The organism is Paenibacillus paludis (genome assembly GCF_042610515.1).
Lineage (GTDB): Bacteria > Bacillota > Bacilli > Paenibacillales > Paenibacillaceae > Paenibacillus_AQ.
The window spans coordinates 97,399-120,527 of the sequence record NZ_JBGJZP010000004.1; the positions used below are offsets into that span (position 1 = coordinate 97,399).

Annotated in this window: 20 protein-coding genes, 1 pseudogene and 1 riboswitch; of the genes and pseudogenes, 11 read left to right on the top strand and 10 right to left on the bottom strand. The window is 51.9% G+C overall.

What is annotated here, in order from left to right; genetic code table 11:
* Nucleotides 1-97 precede the first annotated feature (97 nt).
* The 3 genes from ACAN56_RS09145 (at nucleotide 98) to ACAN56_RS09155 (ending at nucleotide 3,180) form a co-directional block, all read left to right on the top strand.
* A complete protein-coding gene (locus tag ACAN56_RS09145; RefSeq protein WP_341119348.1) occupies nucleotides 98-1,366 on the top strand; it encodes an L-lactate MFS transporter in 1,269 nt (422 codons plus the stop codon).
* 285 nt (nucleotides 1,367-1,651) lie between these two features.
* Nucleotides 1,652-2,230, top strand: coding sequence for an RNA polymerase sigma factor (locus ACAN56_RS09150; protein WP_038585094.1), 579 nt, complete (start codon nucleotides 1,652-1,654; stop codon nucleotides 2,228-2,230).
* Nucleotides 2,191-3,180 (top strand): hypothetical protein, encoded by a 990-nt coding sequence (locus tag ACAN56_RS09155; RefSeq protein WP_379142210.1) that lies wholly within the window; start codon nucleotides 2,191-2,193, stop codon nucleotides 3,178-3,180. Before ACAN56_RS09150 ends, ACAN56_RS09155 begins: the two co-directional genes overlap by 40 nt.
* Nucleotides 3,181-3,345: 165 nt before the next feature.
* On the opposite strand, the gene odhB is transcribed toward ACAN56_RS09155, so the two are convergent.
* Nucleotides 3,346-4,659, bottom strand: a complete 1,314-nt coding sequence (gene odhB, locus ACAN56_RS09160) for a 2-oxoglutarate dehydrogenase complex dihydrolipoyllysine-residue succinyltransferase (RefSeq protein ID WP_379142212.1) — start codon at nucleotides 4,657-4,659, stop codon at nucleotides 3,346-3,348.
* A gap of 54 nt (nucleotides 4,660-4,713) precedes the next feature.
* Nucleotides 4,714-7,581 carry a 2-oxoglutarate dehydrogenase E1 component gene (locus ACAN56_RS09165; RefSeq protein ID WP_379142214.1) on the bottom strand — a complete coding sequence of 956 codons (2,868 nt, stop codon included), beginning with the start codon at nucleotides 7,579-7,581 and terminating at the stop codon, nucleotides 4,714-4,716.
* Between the two features lie 484 nt (nucleotides 7,582-8,065).
* A riboswitch (cyclic di-GMP riboswitch) is annotated at nucleotides 8,066-8,150 on the top strand.
* A 27-nt stretch (nucleotides 8,151-8,177) separates the two neighbouring features.
* Between ACAN56_RS09165 and ACAN56_RS09170 the strand changes: the two genes are divergently transcribed.
* Nucleotides 8,178-8,330 carry an anti-repressor SinI family protein gene (locus ACAN56_RS09170; protein WP_081965649.1) on the top strand — a complete coding sequence of 51 codons (153 nt, stop codon included), beginning with the start codon at nucleotides 8,178-8,180 and terminating at the stop codon, nucleotides 8,328-8,330.
* 100 nt (nucleotides 8,331-8,430) lie between these two features.
* On the opposite strand, the gene ACAN56_RS09175 is transcribed toward ACAN56_RS09170, so the two are convergent.
* A complete protein-coding gene (locus ACAN56_RS09175) occupies nucleotides 8,431-8,763 on the bottom strand; it encodes a helix-turn-helix domain-containing protein (protein ID WP_038585105.1) in 333 nt (110 codons plus the stop codon).
* Between the two features lie 421 nt (nucleotides 8,764-9,184).
* Here ACAN56_RS09175 and ACAN56_RS09180 point away from each other — a divergent pair, with 421 nt between their 5' ends.
* From ACAN56_RS09180 to ACAN56_RS09195, 4 genes are all read left to right on the top strand, one after another.
* Complete coding sequence (locus ACAN56_RS09180; protein WP_379142217.1) at nucleotides 9,185-10,183, top strand: hypothetical protein; 999 nt, start codon at nucleotides 9,185-9,187, stop codon at nucleotides 10,181-10,183.
* Nucleotides 10,184-10,201: 18 nt separating this feature from the next.
* Complete coding sequence (sipW, locus tag ACAN56_RS09185) at nucleotides 10,202-10,795, top strand: signal peptidase I SipW (RefSeq protein ID WP_156130796.1); 594 nt, start codon at nucleotides 10,202-10,204, stop codon at nucleotides 10,793-10,795.
* Nucleotides 10,796-10,881: 86 nt separating this feature from the next.
* The gene (locus tag ACAN56_RS09190; protein ID WP_052091759.1) at nucleotides 10,882-11,385 is read left to right on the top strand and encodes a TasA family protein; all 504 of its coding nucleotides are present in this window, start codon (nucleotides 10,882-10,884) and stop codon (nucleotides 11,383-11,385) included.
* A gap of 84 nt (nucleotides 11,386-11,469) precedes the next feature.
* The gene (locus tag ACAN56_RS09195; protein ID WP_038585108.1) at nucleotides 11,470-12,291 is read left to right on the top strand and encodes a TasA family protein; all 822 of its coding nucleotides are present in this window, start codon (nucleotides 11,470-11,472) and stop codon (nucleotides 12,289-12,291) included.
* A gap of 90 nt (nucleotides 12,292-12,381) precedes the next feature.
* Here ACAN56_RS09195 and ACAN56_RS09200 read toward each other — a convergent pair whose 3' ends face one another.
* The 6 genes and pseudogenes from ACAN56_RS09200 to ACAN56_RS09220 form a co-directional block, all read right to left on the bottom strand.
* Complete coding sequence (locus tag ACAN56_RS09200; RefSeq protein WP_038585111.1) at nucleotides 12,382-13,359, bottom strand: aldo/keto reductase; 978 nt, start codon at nucleotides 13,357-13,359, stop codon at nucleotides 12,382-12,384.
* A 51-nt stretch (nucleotides 13,360-13,410) separates the two neighbouring features.
* Nucleotides 13,411-13,524 (bottom strand): annotated as a pseudogene (locus tag ACAN56_RS35490) (hypothetical protein); the annotation flags it as partial.
* A 114-nt stretch (nucleotides 13,525-13,638) separates the two neighbouring features.
* Nucleotides 13,639-14,202: a PadR family transcriptional regulator gene (locus tag ACAN56_RS09205; RefSeq protein ID WP_038585114.1), complete on the bottom strand. Its 564-nt coding sequence runs from the start codon at nucleotides 14,200-14,202 to the stop codon at nucleotides 13,639-13,641.
* A gap of 6 nt (nucleotides 14,203-14,208) precedes the next feature.
* Entirely contained in the window at nucleotides 14,209-15,729 is a 1,521-nt protein-coding gene (locus tag ACAN56_RS09210) for an MDR family MFS transporter (RefSeq protein ID WP_038585117.1), read from the bottom strand.
* A gap of 217 nt (nucleotides 15,730-15,946) precedes the next feature.
* Entirely contained in the window at nucleotides 15,947-17,785 is a 1,839-nt protein-coding gene (locus tag ACAN56_RS09215; RefSeq protein ID WP_052091760.1) for a bifunctional diguanylate cyclase/phosphohydrolase, read from the bottom strand.
* Nucleotides 17,786-18,041: 256 nt separating this feature from the next.
* A complete protein-coding gene (locus ACAN56_RS09220; protein WP_038585121.1) occupies nucleotides 18,042-18,629 on the bottom strand; it encodes a DUF5317 domain-containing protein in 588 nt (195 codons plus the stop codon).
* 173 nt (nucleotides 18,630-18,802) lie between these two features.
* On the opposite strand from ACAN56_RS09220, the gene ACAN56_RS09225 reads away from it, so the two are divergent.
* The 3 genes from ACAN56_RS09225 (at nucleotide 18,803) to ACAN56_RS09235 (ending at nucleotide 22,037) form a co-directional block, all read left to right on the top strand.
* The gene (locus ACAN56_RS09225; RefSeq protein ID WP_038585124.1) at nucleotides 18,803-19,144 is read left to right on the top strand and encodes a metal-sensitive transcriptional regulator; all 342 of its coding nucleotides are present in this window, start codon (nucleotides 18,803-18,805) and stop codon (nucleotides 19,142-19,144) included.
* Nucleotides 19,145-19,268: 124 nt separating this feature from the next.
* Complete coding sequence (locus ACAN56_RS09230) at nucleotides 19,269-19,469, top strand: copper ion binding protein (RefSeq protein WP_038585127.1); 201 nt, start codon at nucleotides 19,269-19,271, stop codon at nucleotides 19,467-19,469.
* A 114-nt stretch (nucleotides 19,470-19,583) separates the two neighbouring features.
* Nucleotides 19,584-22,037 (top strand): heavy metal translocating P-type ATPase, encoded by a 2,454-nt coding sequence (locus ACAN56_RS09235; RefSeq protein ID WP_038585130.1) that lies wholly within the window; start codon nucleotides 19,584-19,586, stop codon nucleotides 22,035-22,037.
* A 70-nt stretch (nucleotides 22,038-22,107) separates the two neighbouring features.
* On the opposite strand, the gene ACAN56_RS09240 is transcribed toward ACAN56_RS09235, so the two are convergent.
* Nucleotides 22,108-23,028, bottom strand: a complete 921-nt coding sequence (locus ACAN56_RS09240; protein ID WP_038585132.1) for a DMT family transporter — start codon at nucleotides 23,026-23,028, stop codon at nucleotides 22,108-22,110.
* Between the last annotated feature and the right edge of the window lie 101 nt (nucleotides 23,029-23,129).

Genomic DNA, 23,129 nt, shown 5'->3' on the forward strand with positions numbered 1-23,129 from the left:
CTCATTCCCGATTTCTCTCAAGAAAGCGTTGTTTCGCTACAATAAAGGAGCAAAGAAAGCCCTTGCAGCGACAATAGAGAGAAAGAAGGAATGACTCATGACTACGGCTAAATCTGGCAGCAAGCGCTGGATGATCGTGCTGGGTACAGTGATTATGCAAATGGGACTGGGCACAATCTACACGTGGAGCCTGTTTAATGCGCAGCTTGTCAGCAAATTCGGCTTTGAGCTCAGCGCTGTTTCGATAACTTTTTCCATTACGAGCTTTGCCCTTGCCTTCGCAACCTTGTTTGCCGGGAAACTGCAGGACCGGTTTGGCCTCCGCAAGCTGACCGCTTCCGCTGGGATTATGCTGGGACTTGGTCTCATGCTTAGCTCGCAGGCCAACTCCCTCCTGATGTTCTACCTGCTGGCCGGCGTAGTCGTGGGTTATGCCGATGGTACGGCCTATATTACTTCGTTATCCAATCTGATTAAGTGGTTCCCTAAGCATAAAGGCTTGATCTCCGGCGTATCGGTCGGCGCCTACGGAACCGGCAGTCTGATCTTCAAATATATCAACGGCAGCCTGATCGAGTCGGCAGGCGTATCGAATACCTTCTTGTATTGGGGCCTGGCCGTTATGATCATGGTTGTCGCGGGTTCGCTACTGGTCAGGGAAGCTCCTGTGGCTGCTCCGGCACTGGCACAAGCAAACAGCAGAGGGACGGATTCCTCTGCCGCAACAATTCCGGCTGTAGTGAAAGACTATACCGTCAAAGAAATGCTGCGCACCAAGGAAGCATATCTGCTGTTCGTAATTTTCTTCACCGCCTGCATGAGCGGCCTCTACCTGATTGGCATTGTTAAGGATATCGGGGTGCAGCTGGCAGGTCTCGATATCGCTACAGCGGCCAATGCCGTTGCGATGATCGCGATCTTCAATACTGCAGGGCGCCTGATTCTTGGAGCATTGTCCGACCGTATGAGCCGATTGAAGCTGGTCAGTGCCACGCTGCTGGTCACAGCCCTAGCGATGCTAACCTTAAGCTATGCGACCTTGAGTTACGGCCTGTTCTTCGCTTGTGTGGCCACCATTGCTTTCTGCTTCGGGGGCAACATTACGGTGTTCCCGGCGATTGTCAGCGACTTCTTCGGCCTTAAGAACCATAGCAAGAACTATGGCATTGTCTATCAGGGCTTCGGAATCGGGGCGTTGTCCGGCTCGTTCATCGCCGCTTCTCTCGGCGGGTTCAAGCCTACCTTCATCGTCATCGGCGCACTTTGTATTGTAGCCTGTCTTCTGGCGGTTTCCTTAAAGCCTCCGGTGCAGAGACAGGCAAGAGAAAAGGGAATGAGCCTGAAGCCTTCACGGCATACGGCTTAACCATATACAAACATGTTGGCTTAAGAAGTATACAGACAAAGAGAATAGTTATTCGAAAAAGAGATATCCCGGCCTTTCGTGCAAACGGCTGGCGGATATCTCTTTTTTGTATACTCATGGTTCAGTAAGAGGACTGTGTTGCCGCTGCTCGAAATGTATAGGATGGAAAATAGTTCGGGGCGTACAGAAAATAATTCAGGCATAGGCACTTTTTGCAGGGCGCAAGTGTTATAGAGATATACAAGTAAGGAGGTGCTGGCAACGTCACAGGAGCATTTAAGGGATATGAAACAGGTGGAGGCTGTAATCGAACAAGTTCAAAAGGGGGACCGGGAGCAATATGCCTGCATTGTCGAGATTTTTCAGCAGCCAATATACCGTTATTGCTGCCGTCTGCTCGGGAACAGGCAGGATGCGGAGGATGCTGTTCAGGACATTTTGGTAAAGGCCTATCAATCAATCAGAGGGTACAAGCCTGAAGTAAGCTTCTCCGCCTGGCTCTACCGGATTGCCGGCAATCATTGTCTTAATTTGCTGCGCCGACGCCGGCTGCAGGGGCATATTCTGCGGATCTTCCGGCCGGAGACGGTAGCTGCGAGCGCGGAGCAACAGATGGAAGCGCGGCTGTTTAGCCCTGCTCTGGAGTTAGCGCTGCTGCAGCTGTCACTGGAGGAGCGGAATATTCTTGTGCTGCGGGTGTTTGAGGAGCTGACTTTTCAGGAGATGGGCCACATTCTGAACAGCAGTCCTAATGCGCTGCATAAGCGGATGGAACGGATTAAACGGAAAGTCAGGGAATTTATGCAGACAGAGGAGGGGATCTCTTGGAACGAACCGGAATCCATAATGAGTACCAAGATATAACAGCGGCAGCAGCTTCTGGGCAGCAGCTTCACACCATTGAGGTGACAGACAAGGTGATGGCCCGCATTCGGACACTGGATCAGAAGTCAGATCAGAAGCAAGGTCCGCGTGGGATCCGATTTGCCGGCAAAACAGCGGCTACTTCAGGAATGCTGGTTATGCTGCTGCTGATTACCGTAACGGCTTATGCCGCTACGGAGTACATTCAGATCCGTAATAAGGCAGGAGAGGTTAAGGTGCAGCATCAGGCAACGGATCCGAATTGGGGAAAGGCTGCTCCTGCACCGTACTATCAATATATGCATAAGCTGATGGATTTCGCGGAGCCGGGAGAGCTGATTGCTTATTTCTTCAGAGGAGAAGCCCTTCCAGAAGGAGCAGTATCCGCTCTGCAGTTTAAGTCTAAGGATCTGGAGCTGAATGATTATCCGGCATTCCTTGCAGAGATGAACAAGCTGAACATGCCGATACTCCCCAAGGAAGCTAAGGGTTATACTTTTACAAAGGGAAAGATCTCTCCCCTAGGGCCATCCGATGCAGAGATCAGTAGTAATCCGCTTTACCGTCAGACTCTTAACGAGCTGATTGCCGAGGCGAGGCAGAATACCGACCGGAATCTGTTTATGAAGATCTTGCCGTGGACTAAAGCGGGCTGGTTCGAAGGCGTGTATATGAAGCAGGGAGCAAACATTAGTATTAGTGCAACCCCGCTGTATGGCGGCTATGTTCAATTTATGCAAGATGATGATGCTGCCGCGGAGAAGCTGGAGGTAGCAGGCAGGGAGATTGTCTACAACCGAGTTGTCAAGCCGTATGTAAGCTATCATTACCTAAGTTGGTACAACGAGAAACAGGATGCGTATTACACAGTTAGTACCTACGGCAACCGGACGTTGACTAAGGAGCAGCTGCTGGAGCTGGCAGCGGAGTTAATCCAGGGAGGGTTATAGGCAGGCAGTTCTGACGGGTTACCTTTTGTACCATGATAAATCTGGAAATAATTGCTTCTTCGATTCATCAGTTATAACAATAAAACAGGCATCCGGTTGGGCGTGCTCGCTCTCCGGATGCCTGTTTATCTATGGGCTGAAGGAGTGAAGGCTGCTACTGGAGGGTTACCCTTCCAGCAGCAACGCTTCCGGATCCTCCAGCAGTTCCTTGACCTTAACGAGGAAGCTTACCGCTTCGGAGCCGTCCACGATGCGGTGATCGTAGGAAAGCGCGATGTACATCATCGGGCGGTTGGCGCTTCTTTCTTCGTCCAGGGCGATCGGACGGAGCTGGATCTTGTGCATGCCGAGGATACCAACCTGCGGCGTATTGAGAATCGGCGTGGACAAGAGTGAGCCGAACACGCCGCCATTGGTAATGGTGAACGTGCCGCCCTGCAGCTCCTGCAGGTTGAGCGTATTGGCGCGTGCTTTGGAGGCGAGCTCGCCGATCCGCCGTTCGATCTCAGGGAAGCTGAGCCGGTCCGCATCGCGGACGACCGGTACAACCAGCCCTTCCTTGGCAGCGACGGCGATGCCGATGTCATAATATTTCTTGAGCAGCAGATCTTCGCCGTCGATCTCGGCATTCAGCAGCGGATAGGCTTTGAGCGCGCCGATCACAGCCTTGGTGAAGAAGGACATGAAGCCCAGTCCGACTTCATGCTTCTCTTTGAAGGCATCCTTGCGGCGCTTGCGGATGTCGAGGATGGCAGTCATGTCCACCTCGTTGAAGGTGGTCAGCATGGCCGCGGTCTGCTGCGCTTCGACCAGGCGGCTGGCGATCGTCAGCCGTCTGCGCGACATGCGCTTGCGCTCCACGGCCTTGCCGTCCTCTTGCTGCGGCGCTTTGCCCGCCGCAGCTTTGGCAGGCTCCGGCTTGCCCTGCGGCGCCGGAGACACGGGCACAGCGGCCCCTGGGCCGGCTGCGCCATGGTCCTTCACATCGGCCTGGCCAATCCGGCCGATAGGGTCGCGGGCACTGACCTCGCCGAGGTCGATGCCCCGCTCCCGCGCGAGCTTGCGCGCCCCCGGCGAAGCCAGGGCCGCATTGCCTGCCGCACCTTCGGGTGCGGCGGCAGGAACGGCAGCGTCCGAAGGCGCTGCCACAGGTGCGGCAGCGGCAGGTGCAACGCTGCCTGTAGCAGGTGCCGCCTCGGGCTTGCCGCCCGCAGCGGCCTGCGGCGCACTTCCGGCAGCAGCGTCTGCGCTGCCGATCACGCCGATAGCCTCGCCAACGGCTACATTCTCGCCGGCCTGGCGCAGGATGGAGGAGATGACGCCGTCCTCCTCCGCGCTGATTTCAAGATTGACCTTGTCGGTTTCAAGCTCAGCAAGCACATCCCCCTGGCCGACAGTATCGCCCTCTTTAACCAGCCATTTGTAGATCGTTCCTTCGGAAATGGATTCGCCCAGATCGGGTACTTTAATTTCGGACACAGGCCCTTACCTCCCCAAATATAATAGTTAACATTATCGTGACACCGTCCCCTTTCAGGAGGACGGTACAGCCGCTTGTACTTGCGAATTTAGTTTCAGGGCTTCCGTAACTATACGCCGCTGTTCAAAGCTATGCACATCGGCGTAACCGCTGGCCGGGCTGGAACGTTCCGGACGGCCGATATACTGCACTTTGACATTCTGCGGGGCGATGGCGCGCAGCCGTGGTTCGGCATAACTCCAGCCGCCCATATTCTTAGGTTCTTCTTGTACCCAGATGATTTCCTGCAGGGAGCGGAAGGTGCTCAGATGAGCGGCCAGTTCCCGTTCCGGGAACGGGTAGAGCTGCTCCAGCCGCAGAATGTGCAGCCAGGACCAATCCTGCCCCTTGGCTGAATCCAGCTCAGTCTGCAGGTCGATAGCGACCTTACCGCTGCAGACAACCAGCCGTTTAACCTCGCCGGGCTTGCTGCCCAGAAGCGGCTCCGGCAGGACCGGCTGGAAGCTTCCCGAAGCCAGATCGGCTCCCGGGGAAGTGCTGCGTGTGTTGCGGATCAGGCTTTTCGGAGCCATGACCACCAGCGGGCGGGCATCCGATCTGCCGCAAAGGGCAGCCTGGCGTCGGAGCAGGTGGAAATACTGCGACGCACAGGTCAGATTGGCTACAGTCCAGTTCTCTTCAGCCGACAGCTGCAAGAACCGTTCCAGCCTTCCGCTGGAATGCTCTGGCCCCTGGCCTTCGTAACCATGCGGCAGCAGAATCGCCAGGTTGCTGCGTTGGGTCCATTTGGCGCGTCCGGCAGCAATGAACTGGTCGATAATGACCTGTCCGGCGTTGGCGAAATCACCATACTGCGCTTCCCAGATGACAAAGGTTTCCGGGGCAAACACGTTATAGCCGTATTCATACCCGAGCACCGACGCTTCCGACAACGGACTGTTGTACACCCCGAAGGAGGCGCTGGAGTCCTTAAGCTGATGCAGCGGAGAGAAAAGTGCCCCTGTGTCACTGTCATGCAGCACCAGATGGCGGTGCGCGAAGGTGCCGCGCTGGGAGTCCTGGCCGCTGAGACGAATCGGTGTGCCATCCTTCAGAATCGTAGCGAAGGCGAGGGCTTCTGCGAGTGCCCAGTCAACACGTTCTCCATCATTCAAAGCGTCTTTGCGGCGCTGCAGAATCCGCTCCAGCTTCGGATAGACCTGGAAGCCGTCCGGCACCGACAGCAGCTCCCGGTTAATTTCCTGCAGGTTGTCAAGCGGAACCGCTGTAGGACGCTTCGGTGTAGGTGCGCTGTCCAGTGCAACTGAGGTTTTGGCCTCTGCGTTCTTATGCTTGCCTTCCTTCATCTTATCAAAGGCTTGCTGCAGTACGCCTTCAGCTTCGGCGTTCATTGCTGTAACGTCCTCTGCCGTGATAACTCTCTCCTCCTGCAGCCGTTCCGCGTACACTTTGTATACAGTAGGATGATTGCGCACTTTACCATAAACAATCGGCTGTGTCGTTTCCGGATCATCCATTTCATTATGTCCATGGCGGCGATAGCCGATCAAGTCAATCACGAAATCCTTCTTGAACAGATTGCGGTAGGCGCTGGCCAGACGGACGGCGGCAATACAAGCCTCCGGATCATCGGCATTGACATGCACAATCGGAATTTCATAACCCTTAGCCAGGTCACTGGCATAGTGGGTAGAACGGGAATCCTCACTTTCCGTCGTGAATCCGATCCGGTTATTGACGATAATATGCACTGTACCGCCGTTCTGATAACCTTTAAGCTTGCCGATATTAAGGGTTTCGGCCACGATGCCTTCACCCGGGAAGGCAGCATCGCCATGCATCAGCACAGCCATGGCTTTATTCGTATTTAGCTTAGGCAGACCCGGAGTGCTGCGGTCTTCCTGGGCCGCACGCGTGAAGCCCTCAACCACCGGATTGACGAATTCCAAGTGGCTCGGATTGTTGGCCAGAGTGATCCGTGTACGGACGGTTTCTCCTTCACGGACGGCGCGGTCAGCGCCGAGATGATATTTCACATCACCGGTCCAGCCGTAGTTGATGCCCATGGAGCCTTCGGAAGGGAACAGCTCCTTGTTCGGCGAATGATGGAATTCCGAGAAAATAATATCATAAGGTTTGCCCAGGATATGAGCCAGGACGTTAAGCCGTCCGCGATGCGCCATACCCATCAGGATATGTTCCGCACCGTCATGAGCGGCAGCACGCACGATTTCATCCAGCATCGGCACCAAGGCGTCATTGCCTTCCAGGCTGAAGCGTTTCTGGCCGACAAAAGTTTTATGAAGGAAAGTTTCGAATTGCTCTACCTGAATCAGCCTTTTCAGCAATTCTTTGCGCTCTGTGTTGTTTAGAGGCGCGGGAGAGCTGGTAGATTCCGCCTGGCTGTTCAGCCAGCGCAGCTCCTGCTCGTCACGCACATGCCCGAATTCATAGGCAATGGTCTGCGTGTAGGCCTGGCGCATCCGGTGAACGGCATCCCAAGCAGTATGAACGTCATTCGGGGCATTCTCCCAGATCAGCGAGGCGGGCATAGCCATTAAATCCTCGCGGGTCAGATCATAGGTTTCGTACTCCAAATATTTCGCCATCGGATTGTTTCCCCGGTCCAGCGGGTCGATATTGGCGGCCATATGGCCATGTATGCGGATATTGGCGATCAGCTTGGATGCCCTTACGGCCTTTCTAAGCCACTCAGTATCTCCTGAAACCACAGGCAGCGGTGCCTGTTCGGCATCAGGAGCCAATGGAGGGGGGCCGGAAAGGGTGAAGAGATCGCGGTAATTATGCTCTACTAAAGTTGGATCTTTTACAAATTGCTCATATTTCTCTTGGATGTAACCCAGATTGGGTCCGTAATACTTGCTCCACACAGTTTCGTTATAGGGATCTTTGGCTGCCATGAATACATCCTCCTAACGGATGAACTCCACGCGCGCCAAAATTTCGCCGGCGCCCTTGTGGAGCTTCGATGTTTGCGGTTTCATTCCTCATCTTATTGTGCAACTTTCAAGGCGGGTAATCAATTCATACTTTGGTTGAATCCGTTCGCAAAACGGTATGATTCAGTGCCTAATTCATACAGAACTATTATAAGTTTGGTTTCTTAACTATATGAAAATGATGCGGCGGTGTGATTGAAATGAACGAAATAAAAATGTTGTTTTCAGTTTTCATATATACATATATAGATAAAGAGGCTTGTTCTACAATTTTTTGGGATTATCGAGTAATTCGTACAAGCAGTTGGCAAAATAATCAATTATTTTTCGTTTCTAATTATACAATATTCCCATAAATCGACACACTTTTCGTGTAAGATATTGTATAATGTTATTGCGGATAACGGTTTCATGAATTTCTAACCAGATCCTTTCATGTAAAGGATCCAGTAAAGGGTAAACCTGCCGAAAGACAGGGGCACAAAGTCTCGGGTCTAATGTAGAAATACTACGACGGCCGGACTGCCTGGGGACGCGTAATCTTAGGAGGAGATTTCTTGGATAAGTCCAACCAGGGGAACAACGGAGAACTGCAGACAGTTGATCTGGATTTAGAATGGGTCTATTTGCTGATGTCGGCTAAGCAGGCGGGCATCAAAGCGGATGAAATCCGCCAATTTTTTAATGAGAAGACTTTGCAGGCGATGTAGCAGTTGGTTGTTAAAAGTTTTTGTACATACAGAAAGGGCACAGCGGATCTCTCCGCTGTGCCCTTTCTGTATGACCGGAAGTAGAAGGAACCTGCATGAATCAGGAATCCTTCTGCTCCAGCCGCCATTTTTGATAGTCCAAGAACTCTTTGAATTCCCGCTTGCTTATACCCGAAGCCATAGCTTCCAGTACGAGCCGGGACCATTCTCCATCCAGAGGTGACTCCTGCACATCGGAAGGCTCGCCGTAAAGCAGCGCATGAATGGATACCTGAAGTGCGTCAGCGATTTTTTCAATAAATTGAATAGAGGGGTTAGATTGTATATTTCTTTCCACATTGCTTAAGTATGATTTCGCCACATCAGCCTTATCCGCAAGCTCCGAAAGAGACAAGCCTTTTTCCAGACGGAGATGGTGGATGCGACTTCCCATATTATCTGGCACGATAAAAACGCCCCTCCGTACTTTTTGTTACAGTATAACAAATAACCGGAAGACGGACAAAGCACTATAGAATCAGTTCCGGTATGAATGATCCCCCTTTTATGTCGTTTCCACTCCACATTCCCATTATTTTCATTCCCTCTGCGGTATCATTTAGATTTTTCATACGAAAACGTTCGTTAAAAAGTACGATAAGCTGAGGAAAATGAAGCTAAAAGCAGAATTTTAACTATAAATCGTTCTTTATTAAGAATATTGCAACAAAATGAGATTTTTGATTTGTAGGAGTAATGGCATATACTTACGTCATGGTTCTTAATAACGAACGAATATCGTTCGTCATAAAGGCTGGGTGTTAATAGATTACCTTGTTTGCAGGAAATTGCAAGCAGCTAAAGGAGAGGCTCCTGTGAGGCTTTCACGTTCTTCCCGGAATAGAAACATCCGTCGGTATACGCTTCCCCAAATTGCAGGGATCGTAGTGATTTCGGCTTATGGCATCGGCCAAATTACAACGCCCACGTATGCATTGCTGACTAACGTCGCAGCAACCGAATCATCCAATATCACCACAGCATTTGTGTTTCCAAGCACGGTCGATCACATTGCCAACCAAGCCAGCGAAGCGATGAAGCTTGCGGTCCAGCAGCGTGAAGCGGCGAGAGAGGTGCTAGCGGAGATAACGGATAAGAATACGGACTCGGAGACCGCAGAGGGACGTATTGGAGGTATTCAAGAGGCTGCTGCACAAACGCGTGAGGCTGCGGCCGGCGCGGCTGCTTTTTTAGCTGAGCTTCAAGGCTATCTAACACGCTCGCAATTAGAGCTGGAGCAGCAAGTCAATGAAGTGAACCAGAGACTTTCTCCATATGAGGTCGATTTTAATCAATTAACAGCCGCACAAAATAACGATATCCCGGTATTCGAACAATTGCTCAGCCAAGCCAATCTAACGCTGGGCGAATTTCAGGAGATGGTTAGAAAGCTAAGCTCCATCAGAAGAGTGGACGCTTATGTGCAGGCAGCCTATCATCAGGCATCGACCGCGGCCGAACAGGCTAGGAGTTATGCGGACGAAACCTCGTTGATGCATACAGAGGCCGCTGACGTGATCCAAGGACTGAAAGAGGCTGAGAAGAAGGCGAAGCTCGAAGCGGAAGAAAAGGCGAAGCTCGAAGCCGAGGAGAAAGCGAAACTCGAGGCTGAGAAGAAGGCGAAGCTCGAAGCTGAGGAGAAAGCGAAACTCGAGGCTGAGAAGAAGACGAAACTCGAAGCCGAGGAGAAAGCGAAGCTCGAAGCTGAGGAGCAAGCAAAGCCTGATAAGACTGCTGAGCCTGAAGCCCCTGCCCCGGACGCGAATCCTGACAGCATAACGGTAAAAATAGGCGAAAAGCAAGGCGTATTCTAAACAAGGCGGTGCTCTCCAGTGATACTTAAATGGACTCGTAACCTATTGATGTATGCGTTAATTCTCATTTTTCTACTTACGCTGGTATCTGCAATCACTAGCCGGATGAATGGCGGAACGCCCAAGATTCTGGGCAAGGAAATTCTAACGGTGCTCTCCGGCTCCATGGAGCCCGGAATTCAGACGGGGGCTGTCATTGCCGTCAAACCGGTGAGTGAACAGAGTCAGGGATCTTTTAAACCAGGAGATGTAATCACTTACAAAGCTCTGGATGGATCAAACAGCCTGATTACCCACCGCATTGTCAGCGTGCTCGGCTCGGGAGAAAACACCCAGTATATCACCAAAGGCGACAATAACGATGCGCAGGATGCAGATCCTATTCCTTCAAGTAATGTTGTTGCACAGTACGCGGACTTTACCGTTCCGTTTCTGGGATATTTCATGAACTGGGTAAAATCGACCGCCGGGATTATTGTCGTAATGGTTATTCCGGGGATTTTTCTGGTCATCTCTTCCCTTATTACAATCTTCAAATCGATCATGCGCATGGAGGATCCTGTAGAGGTGCAGCTTGCGCCCGGAGAATCCCCGCCTGTTACGAACGGTTGATGCTTCTCCTAACGTGGTTAGGGAAGATTCAATAAATAATTCATAACATACTCCATTCATGGAGATCCAGGAGGAGACAAATAACAATGGCAAATCTCAAAAAAACGATGGCAATGGCAATGGCGACTACAGCACTGGGGGCAACATTAATTGCCGGGGGATCCTTCGCTATCTTTACGAGTTCCGCACAGAATACAGGCAATACGTTTGCTGCTGGCACGCTCAAGATTGAACTGGATAAGAAGGATGAAGCTCAGCAGAAATATTTCAACATCACAAATTGGGCTCCGGGAGATTCTGAGATCCAACCTGTAGTAGTTAGCAACAAAGGAACGCTTGAGCTGCGTTATGATCTCTCGCTGGCTGTAGGCGGCGACCTCGGCGGCGGAGCAACCCCGCTGGTCATTACCGCATACTCTGATGCGGCTGGAACGGTACCGCTTACCGTTGCCGACCGTGTGCTTGCTGTGGGCGGATCGGAGACGATTTATGTCAAAGCTGAGTTCCCGAAAGCAGCTGACAACAGCTACCAAGGCAAGTCGGGTACAGCCTCCATTAAAGTAGATGCAGAGCAGACTAAAAATAACTAAGCACTATAACGAACGGATCTATAGCTAAAAATCAAATAAAAAGGGGGGGTGTCCCCCCTTTTTTAATAAGGAGAGCTTACTTCAATGATGAAAAAGAAAAAAATGCTGATTGCCGCATTTTCCTCCGTGGTGCTGCTCTGCGCCGCCATTGGTGGAGGCACGTATGCCTTGTTCACCAGCTCCGCCCAAAACACCGGCAACACCTTTGCTTCCGGTACGTTGTCCTTAAGTACTCACCGCAATGACGTGCCGGTTGAAGGCCCGATGTTCTATACGGCTGACTCCGATGCCGGACGTATGGGAACAGGATTGTGGGCACCGAAAGATACCCACACCCGAGCCATGCTGATCAAGAATACCGGGACGCTGGATGCCAAACTGACCGATCTGATTGCCATCCCGGAAGGAACACCTGCACAGCAGGCCGATGCGCTCGCATTCGGTGAGCAAGCGGTAGTCACTGTAGCCGCTTTGGCTGCACCAGGCGGCGTCACTCTTAATGCCGATGCGCTCAATGAGGTGAACGAAGCTGCAGACCGGCTGTTCAAATCGTTGATTAACGGTCCTTCCTTCCTGAAGGCACTGGCACGCAACGGACAGGAAGCCTTCGCGATTGCCAGAGAAGCCGTGCTCGACTGGACATACCGCGTAGACAATAACGGCCAGACTGTACTGGTCAGCGTTTCCGATGCTTATGTAGGTTCACTTAAGGATTTGTACAACAGCGGGGCAGGCCGGGATGCCAACCTCCCGAACCTGATTCTTCCTGCCAAGAAGACGATGCATCTGGCCTATAACGTGACTTTTGTTGATGATACGGGTCTCGGCTTTGATAATGACAGTCTGCAAGGCAAATCGGTTAACTTCACCTTCAAGAACAACTTTGAGCAGGTGAAGAATAATTAGAATCAGGAATAGAACATAAAAGGAGCGTCATCTCCGGCTTCATGAACCGGAGATGACGCTCCTTTTGGTATGCGAATGAGGATATGAGGCTTACGGCAGCTTCTCGCCGCGCGAGCTGACATACAGGTCGTACCATTCCTTGCGCGTAAGCTCCAGCTTGTCCGCACCCGCGCAGGCGGCGATCCGCTGCGGATTCACCGTCCCGATTACCGGCTGGATGGCCGCAGGATGAGTCATCAGCCAAGACAGGACAATCACTTCAGGGGTAGTGTTCTTCTGTTCGGCGAGTGTTTGGACCATAGCCGCCGTGTTCACGACACTCTCAGGCTGGCCTGTAAGTGAACGGCCGCTGAATAAGCCTTGGGCCAGCGGACCCCACGCCTGCAGCTGGATGTTCTGCGTCCTGCAGTATTCGAGGGTACCTTCGGGAAAGGTGATGTCTTTCCAGGGTTCACGGTTTACGCTGACCATGGCATCCAGCCAGCTTATTTTGGCCAGACTCATGTGCAGCTGGTTCACGACGAACGGTTCGTCACAATAATGCTCCAGCAGCCGGATCTGGGCGGCACTCATGTTGGATACGCCGAAGTGACGCACCTTTCCCGCCGCTTTGAGTTTATGCAGCGCTTCAGCTACTTCTTCAGGGTCCATAAGCGGATCGGGACGGTGCAGCAGCAGAATATCAATATATTCCGTGCCCAGCCGGGAGAGGGTTCCGTCGACACTCTTCAGAACATGCTCCCCGGAGAGGTCGAAGCTGTTAGAGGTATCGCCTGGCTCAATCAGCTTGATGCCGCATTTGGACTGGATAATAATCTCTTCCCGCAGTCCGGGGCGGTCTTTGAAGAGCTGTCCGAATACCTTCTCCGCTTTTCCGCGGGTATAGATATCTGCATGATCAAAAAAGTTGATTCCGATAGACAGTGCAGCCTCAACAGCCTCATGTCCCTGTCTGACATTCTCGGCAGTGATCGGCTCATGGTCCCAGCCTCCGCCCAGTCCCATGCAGCCCAGAGCAATGCGGCTGGCTGGAATCCCGTGCGTATGCAGTGGCAGCGTTTTCAGCAATAATATCCCTCCGTGAAATAGGATTAACGTTATACTGGATATTGTACACCTTTAGAAACCGGTATGGTATTTTTTGTCGCTGGAGGAGCGGTGTTTCGTGCCCTCTTTATCCTTCTCTTCTTCTTTCTCCAGCTTCAGGTCTTCCAGCGGAATCGGATCCACATTGGCGGAGTTGCCCTATATATCCGCCTGGTGTTCAGCTGCAGTTGCTCGTTAATAAACGGTTTAGACCGGTGTTAAACAGCAAAGAGGCCCCTGAGGGCCTCCAGTGTATAACGTTTATTGCAAATCGAGCGGTGTTCCAATGTCACTGAGCTTGCGGGCGGCTACGTCGTCATAGAGCCGCTTAAGCCACTTCAGCTCAGTGAGGCTATGCTCATATCTGCCGTACATCAAGTGCAGCGCGGACCGGGGGACGATGGAGATATGCTCCTCGTACACCTGATAAGCATAATTGACCTGATGCTCAACTTCGCGTATCCGCTCCTGCAGCAGCTTCTCCACCTTGCCCTGATCGATGTGCCGCGAGAGCACAAGAGCCATGTACAGCGGGTGAAAGACCTCATCGGTCTTCTTGATCTGCTGAATGACAAGCTGTTCGAACAGGGCTTTGCCCTTATCGGAAATCCGGTAGATGGTTTTATCCGGGCGGTCGTTGCTGGAGATGGTCTCAACAGCTTCGATATGTCCCTCCTGTGCCAGTTTATCAACGGCGTAGTACAGCGACCCCATCTGCAGCTTTATCATCCGGTCATACATGCGCTCTTTCATTACGAGTGTAATCTCATAGGGATGCCTGTCCTTCTCCAGCAGCAGCCCGAGAATGACCATCTTCATGGACATTTCCGCTTACCCTCTTCCGCCCGAAGGCTGAGTTTCCTTACTGTGATCGGTGAGCCGGTCTTTAGGCATCAGCAGTACAAAGGCCAGACCCAGCACCGCCGGAATCAGCGCCCACATAAAGGTGTGGGCAATGGAGCTGGACAATGCGCCCGTAATCTTCTCCAGTACCGGAGCCGGAATTTGTGCTCTGGCTTCCGGTGTCAGGGCGGCGCGTGGATCGCCGAACGAGGAAGCTTCGGCACCACCGCCAAAGGCATCAGTAAGGCTGCTTGTGAATCCGTTGCGCTGGATAATTCCGAAGATGGTAATGCCCAGCGTCATGCCCAGAGAACGCATGAAGGTACTGGTAGAAGTAGCGGAACCGCGCTGGCGCATCTCGAAATGATGAATCGAGGACATGCTGAGCACGGAGAAGGAGAAGCCTACACCGAAGCCGGTCAGGGCCATAAATACATTAAGCAGCAGGCGGGAAGTATCCGGCGACAAGGTGCTTAGGGAGAAGACGCCTGCCACAAAGAAAACGGCTGACAGCATCATAATATTGCGGAAGCTGGTTTTGGTGGTGAGCAGCCCCCCGGTCTGGCTGCCGATTACCGTGCCGATCATCATCGGCATTAGAATCAGTCCCGAGTTGGTGGCGGAACCACCATATACACCCTGTACATAAATCGGGATATACACGGTAGCTACGATAAAGGCCGAGCCGTAGAATAAACCGATGATGCTGCTCGTTGCAAACAGCTTCTTGCGGAACATGGCGAAGGATATAATCGGTTCGGCTGCTGTCCGTTCTATAAAGAGGAACGCAATCAGCAGTACTGCGAAGCCGGCGAATAAGCCAAGGATGACCGTGGAGTCCCAGGCATATTCATTGCCGCCCAGCTCAAGGGCGAACATCAGGCAGATGACGGAGCCTACAAGGGTAAAAGCTCCACCCCAGTCGATCCGCTGCTTGGCATGGGAGACGGATTCCTTATAGAACATAGAGATCAGAATAAAAGCGACAATGCCGATCGGCAGGTTGATATAGAAGATCCACTGCCAGCCTACATACTCAGTAATGTATGCTCCGAGCAAAGGGCCGATTACGCTGGAGATGCCGAAGACGGCACCGAAAAGTCCGGTCAGCTTGCCTCTTTTTTGCGGCGGATAAATATCAAATACGATAGTGAAGGCGATTGGCATAAGTGCGCCGCCGCCCACGCCTTGAATAGCGCGGTAGATGCTAAGCTGCGTGATGCTGGTTGCGATCCCGCAGAGTGCTGAGCCGGCCAGAAACACGACGAGGCCAAAAATGAAGAAACGTTTGCGCCCGTACATATCGGACAGCTTGCCGAAGATCGGCGTTCCGGCCATGACCATGACCATATAAGCCGAGGTGACCCAGACAATTTTATCGAGTCCGCCAAGATCGGAAACAATAGTACCCATAGCTGAGGCAACAATGGTATTGTCCATAGCGGACATTAGAATACCAAGCAGCAGACCGACAACTACAAGTTTGAGATTGCTTTCTTTAGTGTGCATGCTTCGCAGGCTCCTTTTTGTAAAGTTATTGATTTCCTTAAGGAAAAACGGCAAGTGGAAACAGAACTCATTATATTCAAATTTGAATAGGGGAGCAAGAGTTATTTTTTTAGCGGGGAATTAAGTAATTAAAATATAGCTTTTTGTATTGTGGTCAGGATTGGGGGCTTCTAGACGAGGGAACAAAAAAAAGAGCTACGGCCGGGGAACTCTGCAGCTATATAGCTGCATCTCCGGCGCTAAGCTCTCTGGCTTCAATATAGGTAATGAAAAATTCAGTCAGTTCAGGGTCGAATTGGCTTCCCGCACAAGCTCTCAGCTCAATGATCGCCTCCTCCACGGACTTGGTTGGCTGGTAGGGCCTTTCCGTAGTCATGGCGTCAAAGGAATCGATAATGGTCAGCATCCGGCATAAGCGGGGAATTTCCTCACCCTTAAACCCGTAGGGATATCCCTTGCCGTCATACCGTTCATGATGCAGCTCGATGTAGGGGGCGAGATCCTTGAATTTGTCGTTGGTGAGCGCCATTTTTTTGCCCCAGGTGACATGCCACTTGACCATTTCCCACTCCTCAGGCTCCAGCTTGTCTTTCTTGTTGAGGATGCCCCACGGAATTTCCAGCTTGCCGATATCATGGATCAGCGCGCCGAGTGTGAAGTGTCTTTTGGAAAGGGCGTCGATGTCGAGCAGCTCACTGATATCCATCGCATAGCGGAATACGCGTTTGGAGTGGCGGAAGGTCTCCATATCCTTATACATAAACAGGTTCAGCTGCTGCTCGATGTCGCGTACATCCTGGCTGAAGTCAAGCTCCTGCTCCAGTGAGGAGTATGCTCCATACGTATGCACTGTATTCTTGCCCTGGCGCTTGGAATAGTAGAGAGCCTGGTCGGCCTGGTCGACGAGCTGTGATTTATCGTGGATATCGCTGGTGCAGGAGGCAATGCCGGCGGAAAAGGCGAGGCAGCCAAGCGGGAAAATTTCAACGCCGTCAAACCGGCTGTTGTTCAGCTTTTTGCGCAGCTGGTCGATGTAAACACGGGCTTGCAGGATATCGTAGGCCGGCATGAGCAGCGTAAATTCCTCACCGCCATAGCGGGCGGCAATAATCCCATGCTGCTGGGCTTCGCTCTTAAGCGTCTCACCGACAAATGCGATCAGCTTGTCCCCCTGCAGATGGCCGAAATGGTCATTATATTTCTTGAAGTCGTCAAGGTCGATCATGGCGAGCGAAAGCGGAACGCCCGATGCCCTTGATTTCTGGATTTCCTGTTCCAAAGCTTCCTCAAAGTAGCTGTGATTGAATAGCCCGGTCCGCTGATCGGTGTTGGCCCGTTCCTCAATGCTGCGGTACATGGAGAACAATCTCTTGAAGGAGTAGCAGAGCAGCGTGCTCAGGCACAAGAATAGGACAAGCCCGAAAAAGCTGTTATGGACGATCAGTACAACGAGAACCAGAGAAAGAACCAATGTGCACAGATAAACGACGAAAGAATCTTTTATAATATCCTTAATCGTCTCATAAAGTGTGCCTTTATATATAATGTAGTAATATAGTCCGATCAAGAGGGTGTTACCTATAAAATAGACCGCAAGTGTCATCAGATAAGCCGGCAGTTCGTCATTGATCAGCGGTCCGGGATGTCCTCCAAACAAATCAAAGGTGTAGGAAGAAAGACAGATCATAATGGAGTAAATCGAGAAATTCGTCAGGTGTTTCCACCAGCTGGTGCTTGTGTCAAAAAAGAAAAAGATCAGGCAGTTGAGAAGAAGAACAGTCAAAGTGGTAGAGCCGCCAAAGACAAAAATGCAGGCCAAATATACCGCTGATTCCATGGTCAGTTCGTTGCCCTCCGGAGGAAGCTGCACCAGGGAAAAGGTGAGTATTAAACTGGCTCCGGTAAGCGCATAAATCCATACCCACCTTGGGGTCGGATACTGCAGAAATTCCAAATGATTGCTATACGTGAAAAGCGCTACTCCCAGAAGGGATATGAGCAGTGCATAGACATGGCCTGAATTAATCTTGCCTGCAAACGTTTTAAGCTTGGTCATGATTACCCCTCTTTATTAACAAAATGTGCCTGTGTACATAATAATGGTTTTAGGGATAAATGAATAGTAATTTGCAAAGAAGCAGGCTGTTTTCAGCCTGCTTCTTGTGGAGGAATTAGTGTCCGCCGATTCTGAAACCCGAAGTAAGAGCGATAACTACGGAAGCTACAATAATAGCATTGATCGCAAGACGGGAATATTTGATGCCTTCCAGTTTCTTATTCATGGGAACTCCTCCTTTCACTTGGTTAACGGCTTATCCCTGTACTTTGGGCAATGTTTTCAGGTCTGCAGCGGCCGGTGTCATTATCGACAGAATGTAGAGGAAAATCCCGAGATTCATCACTACATCTCCGATGCTGATCGCCTGGGTACGCGGATAAGGGCTGGACAGGGGGATGATATCGCCAAGAAACGGCAGGCGTGTTGAGGCGTCAAGCAGATAGTGCTTGGTCACCACATCGCCGCTCTGCAGCATCTCCAGATAAACCGGATCGAGTACAGAAGCCGCTTCAAAGGATACCGGCATTCTCCCTCCGTTGACGAGCATAACCAGGAAGTTAAGGAATACACCCGTCATAATGAGCCAGAATCCTTTGTTGTGCCGGTTCAACCATAAAAAAATCAGCCCAACCACATACACAGCGGTAAAGATATAACCGCTGGCTGCGGCTACAGTGGACGACCGCTCCTGAATATAATACATAAAAAATTGGAATACCAGTAGCAGCGGGAAGATCCATCCTGCCTTGAGCCGGATGTTGCTGAACTGGACAAGGCCGTGTCTTAAACCGCCCCGGAAGAACCCTACAATTAGACCAAGAATGATGCCATCGTAAACCATTACCCTACCTGCCTCTGTTCAAGAATGGAAAATATGAAATAATTGGATTCCTGAGTCTTTCATTCGTTATGCTTCGCCAAAATACCTTTTTTTAGGAAGGTTATTTTTCCTTGACATACCCATGGGGGGTATATTAAACTTAAATTGCAGCCAGGATACAAGGAGGTGCGTAGATGGCGCCCAAAGAAGAGAAGCTGTCTCCTGAATCATGTGATAGCAGTTGTCATACCCCCGGAGAACGCAAGAGCCACCATTCACCGGAATTCAAGAATGGGCTCACGACCCGCCTCAACCGGATTGAAGGGCAGATCCGCGGCATCAAGGGCATGATCGAACGGGATACCTACTGTGACGATGTGCTTAACCAGCTCGCGGCAGTACAGGCTGCGTTGAACGGTGTCGGAAAGCTGCTGCTTGAAGGACATATGAAGAGCTGTATTATTGAGCGCATTGAAGCCGGTGAGCATGAGGTTATTGACGAGCTGCTGATCACGGTTAACAAGCTTATGAAATAAGGATTGTACGAAGTAGAATCAATGAAGTAAAGCTCACAAAACTAAGCGTATGCTTTCGAAGACAGTTTTGTACGAAGTAGAATCAATGAAGTTAAGCTCACAAAACTTTTAGGAGGTTTTTAATATGTCAAACGTAACGTTAACTGTAGAAGGAATGTCCTGCGGTCACTGTGTCAGTGCTGTGGAGAAAGCCGTAAGCGGTCTTGGCGCTGCCGCCAAAGTCGACCTGCCTGCGAAGACTGTCGCTGTTGAATACGATGAGAACAAGGTAAGCCTTAGTGCGATTAAGACAGCAATTGAGGACCAGGGATACGACGTGGTTTAAGTCGGATGAATGAATATGAGGCTTGGGGCGGGGAACTTTGCAGGTTCCGTAGGCTTCAGCCTTTTCTTTTACACATTAATATACCCCTAAGGGGTATGAGGAGGCGCGGAGATCGTGGAGAAGACGACAGAATCCGGCCTGCAGCAGACAACGCTGCAGATTACCGGCATGACTTGCTCGGCTTGCGCGGCCCGGATCGAGAAGGGGCTGTCCCGGATGGAGGGGGTATCGCGGGCCAACGTTAACCTGGCACTGGAGCAAGCAACAGTGGGCTTTGATCCAGCGGTAGCGGGATTGCCGCAAATTGAAGAGAAGATCCGCTCGCTGGGATACGATACGCTGAAGGAGTCGGCAGATTTTGATATTACAGGAATGACCTGTGCCGCTTGCTCGGCAAGGATTGAGAAGGTGCTTGGGCGCATGCCCGGAATCGCGGCGGTCAATGTGAATCTGGCCCTGGAGACGGCGCATGTGGAATATACACCCGGAAACATCAGCACGGCTGAGATCATTGAGAAAGTAAGCAGCATCGGATATAAGGCTGCGCTGAAACAGGACCGCAAGGACACGGCCGATCAGCGCAGCCAGGAAATTGTGCGCAAGCGGAATAAATGGATCATTTCCGCAGTTCTGTCTTTTCCCCTGCTCTGGGCGATGGCGGCGCATTTCTCCTTCACTTCATGGATTCCGGCACCGGATATACTGATGAACCCCTGGTTCCAGCTTGTACTGGCGACCCCTGTGCAGTTCATTATCGGCTGGCAGTTCTATGTCAGCGCCTATAAGGCGCTGAAGAACGGCAGTGCCAATATGGATGTGCTGGTTGTTCTGGGCACCTCGGCTGCTTATTTCTATAGTCTGTACCTGACGATAGATTCCTTGTCGATGGCAGGCATGAGCCATTCGGTGGAATTATATTACGAGACCAGCGCGATTCTGATTACGCTGATTCTAGTCGGCAAATGGTTCGAAGCACTGGCCAAGGGCCGTTCCTCCGACGCCATTAAAAGCCTGATGGGCCTTCAGGCTAAGACGGCGCTGGTCATCCGTGACGGTGTTGAGCTCAGTATTTCTGTGGAAGAGGTCATTCCGGGAGATATTGTGCTGGTTAAGCCGGGAACGAAGGTGCCGGTAGACGGCGAGGTCGTTGAAGGGCTGTCATCTGTGGATGAATCCATGCTGACAGGCGAGAGCATTCCGGTGGAGAAGAAGCCGGGAGATACTGTCATTGGGGCAACACTGAACAAGAACGGAATGCTGAAGATTAAGGCACTCAAAGTTGGCCGTGACACCGCCTTGGCGCAAATCATCAGAGTAGTGGAGGAAGCGCAAGGCTCCAAGGCTCCGATTCAGCGGATTGCCGATGTGATTTCCGGCATCTTTGTGCCGATAGTGGTCGTAATTGCAGCTGTAACCTTTGGAGTCTGGTATATCTGGGGAGCGCCGGGCCAGTTCGCCGATGCACTGGAGAAAGCCATCGCTGTACTGGTCATCGCCTGTCCTTGTGCACTGGGTCTGGCTACACCAACCTCCATTATGGCCGGATCGGGACGCGCGGCTGAATTCGGGATTCTGTTCAAGGGCGGCGAACATCTTGAAGCCGCACAGGGGATCAAGACCGTTGTACTGGATAAGACGGGAACTGTAACCAGCGGCAAGCCGGTGCTGACGGATATTATAACGACAACGGGAATCGCCGCACATGGCAGAGTACTGGCCGAGAACCGGCTGCTGTCCGTTACGGCGGCTGCCGAGAAGCTGTCGGAGCATCCGCTGGCGGATGCCATCGTGGCTGGTGCTGCGGAAAGAAGCCTGGACCTGCCGGGTGCCGAGCAGTTTGAGGCGGTGCCGGGACGCGGCATTTCTGCGGTGGTTGACGGCCAGAGCATCCGCGTGGGAACACGGCGGATGATGGAAGAAAGCGGTGCAGACACCGGTCCGTGGACCGGGCTGATGCAGAAGCTGGAGCAGGAAGGCAAGACGGCGATGCTGGTATCCGTGGACGGGGCCATTGCCGGGATTGTCGCGGTTGCCGATACCATCAAGGATACTTCGCGGGCTGCCGTAGCCAAGCTGCATGATATGGGCATTGAAGTGGTCATGATTACGGGAGACAACAAGCTGACAGCCGAGGCCATTGCCGGGCAGGCCGGCATCCGTACGGTGCTGGCCGAGGTGCTGCCGGAGGGGAAGGCTGCCGAGATCCGCAGGCTGCAGAGCGGGGGAACCAAGGTGGCGATGGTCGGGGACGGCATCAATGATGCCCCTGCCCTGGCCACTGCCGATACCGGTATGGCTATTGGTACCGGCACCGACGTAGCGATGGAAGCAGCGGATATTACCCTCATGCGGGGCGATCTGATGAGCATTCCGGATGCGATCCTGATGAGCCGCAAAACCATGACCAATATTAAGCAGAATTTGTTCTGGGCGCTTGCTTACAATACCATTGGGATACCGATTGCTGCGCTGGGCTTTCTGGCGCCATGGCTTGCCGGTGCGGCAATGGCCTTCAGCTCTGTATCGGTCGTACTGAATGCGCTGCGGCTGCAGCGGGTCAAGCTGTAAATCTCATAATTTTCTCCACAAAGGGAATGCTCCATTATTGGAGCAGAACGGATAAAAAAGCCGCCGGGCATTAAGCCCCGGCGGCTTTCTTGCGTCCCAGACGGTTGGTGCCAATAACCCCTGCAATAATCAGGAACGATCCGATCCAGTGATACACAGTGATGTTTTCCCCGAGAAACACTGCCCCGGCCACAATGGAGACGATGGTCGAGAGATTGGTGAACACACTCGTAAGGGAAGCTTCGATTTTGGACAAAATATAGGTTGATGTTAGGGTGGTGACGAGCGACGCTATAATACCCAAGTAAAGGGTAGACAAGATAAAGGTGCTGCTGCCGAGCGGTTTGAAGAAATCGCCAAGCGTGCCGCTGGACACATGTCCGGTAAGCGAAATGATCAGGAATGTGGCGAAGCCAATTCCCATCATTAAATAGCTGAGTTCAGCGGGGCTGAAATGCTTGGAGAGTGACCGGGCCAGTACGCTGTATCCGGCAAAAGCCAGACAGGTCAGGAATAACAACACAATCCCGGTCATGTTGGACAGATTAATACTGCTCCCTTTCATGACAAAGATGAACACAACGCCGAATACGGACAGGAAGATACACAGCTTCTGCAGAAGCGTCGTGCGCTCTTTCAAGAATATAGAGGCGATGATCATCGTCACAACCGGGGTGAAAGAATAGAGAATTCCTCCCTCGGCAGAGGTGGCATGCTGGAGTCCGAATACCTGGAGGGTGAAGAATCCGAGCGGGTACATGGCTGCCAGCAGCAGCGCTTTACCAATTGGCTTGCCGCTGTAGGATATTTTGACCCAGCCGAAGGCGACCGGGATCGACATCACTATAAATGAAGCCGCGAAGCGGTAGGTCAATGTATCGAGCGGTCCGGCATGACCGAGCGCTACTTTGGTGAATAAGAATGAGAATCCGATAATAACTGCGTTAAGCACGGCAAATATATAAGCCAGCTTAAGTCCTTTTTGCGGCATAGTAGCATCTCCTTTTCGTTAACAGGACAGGATCGTCTAAACGTCTTATCTGTTACTTTAAAATTAAAGGGAAATGCCTGCCCGAACAATACTATTTTTCC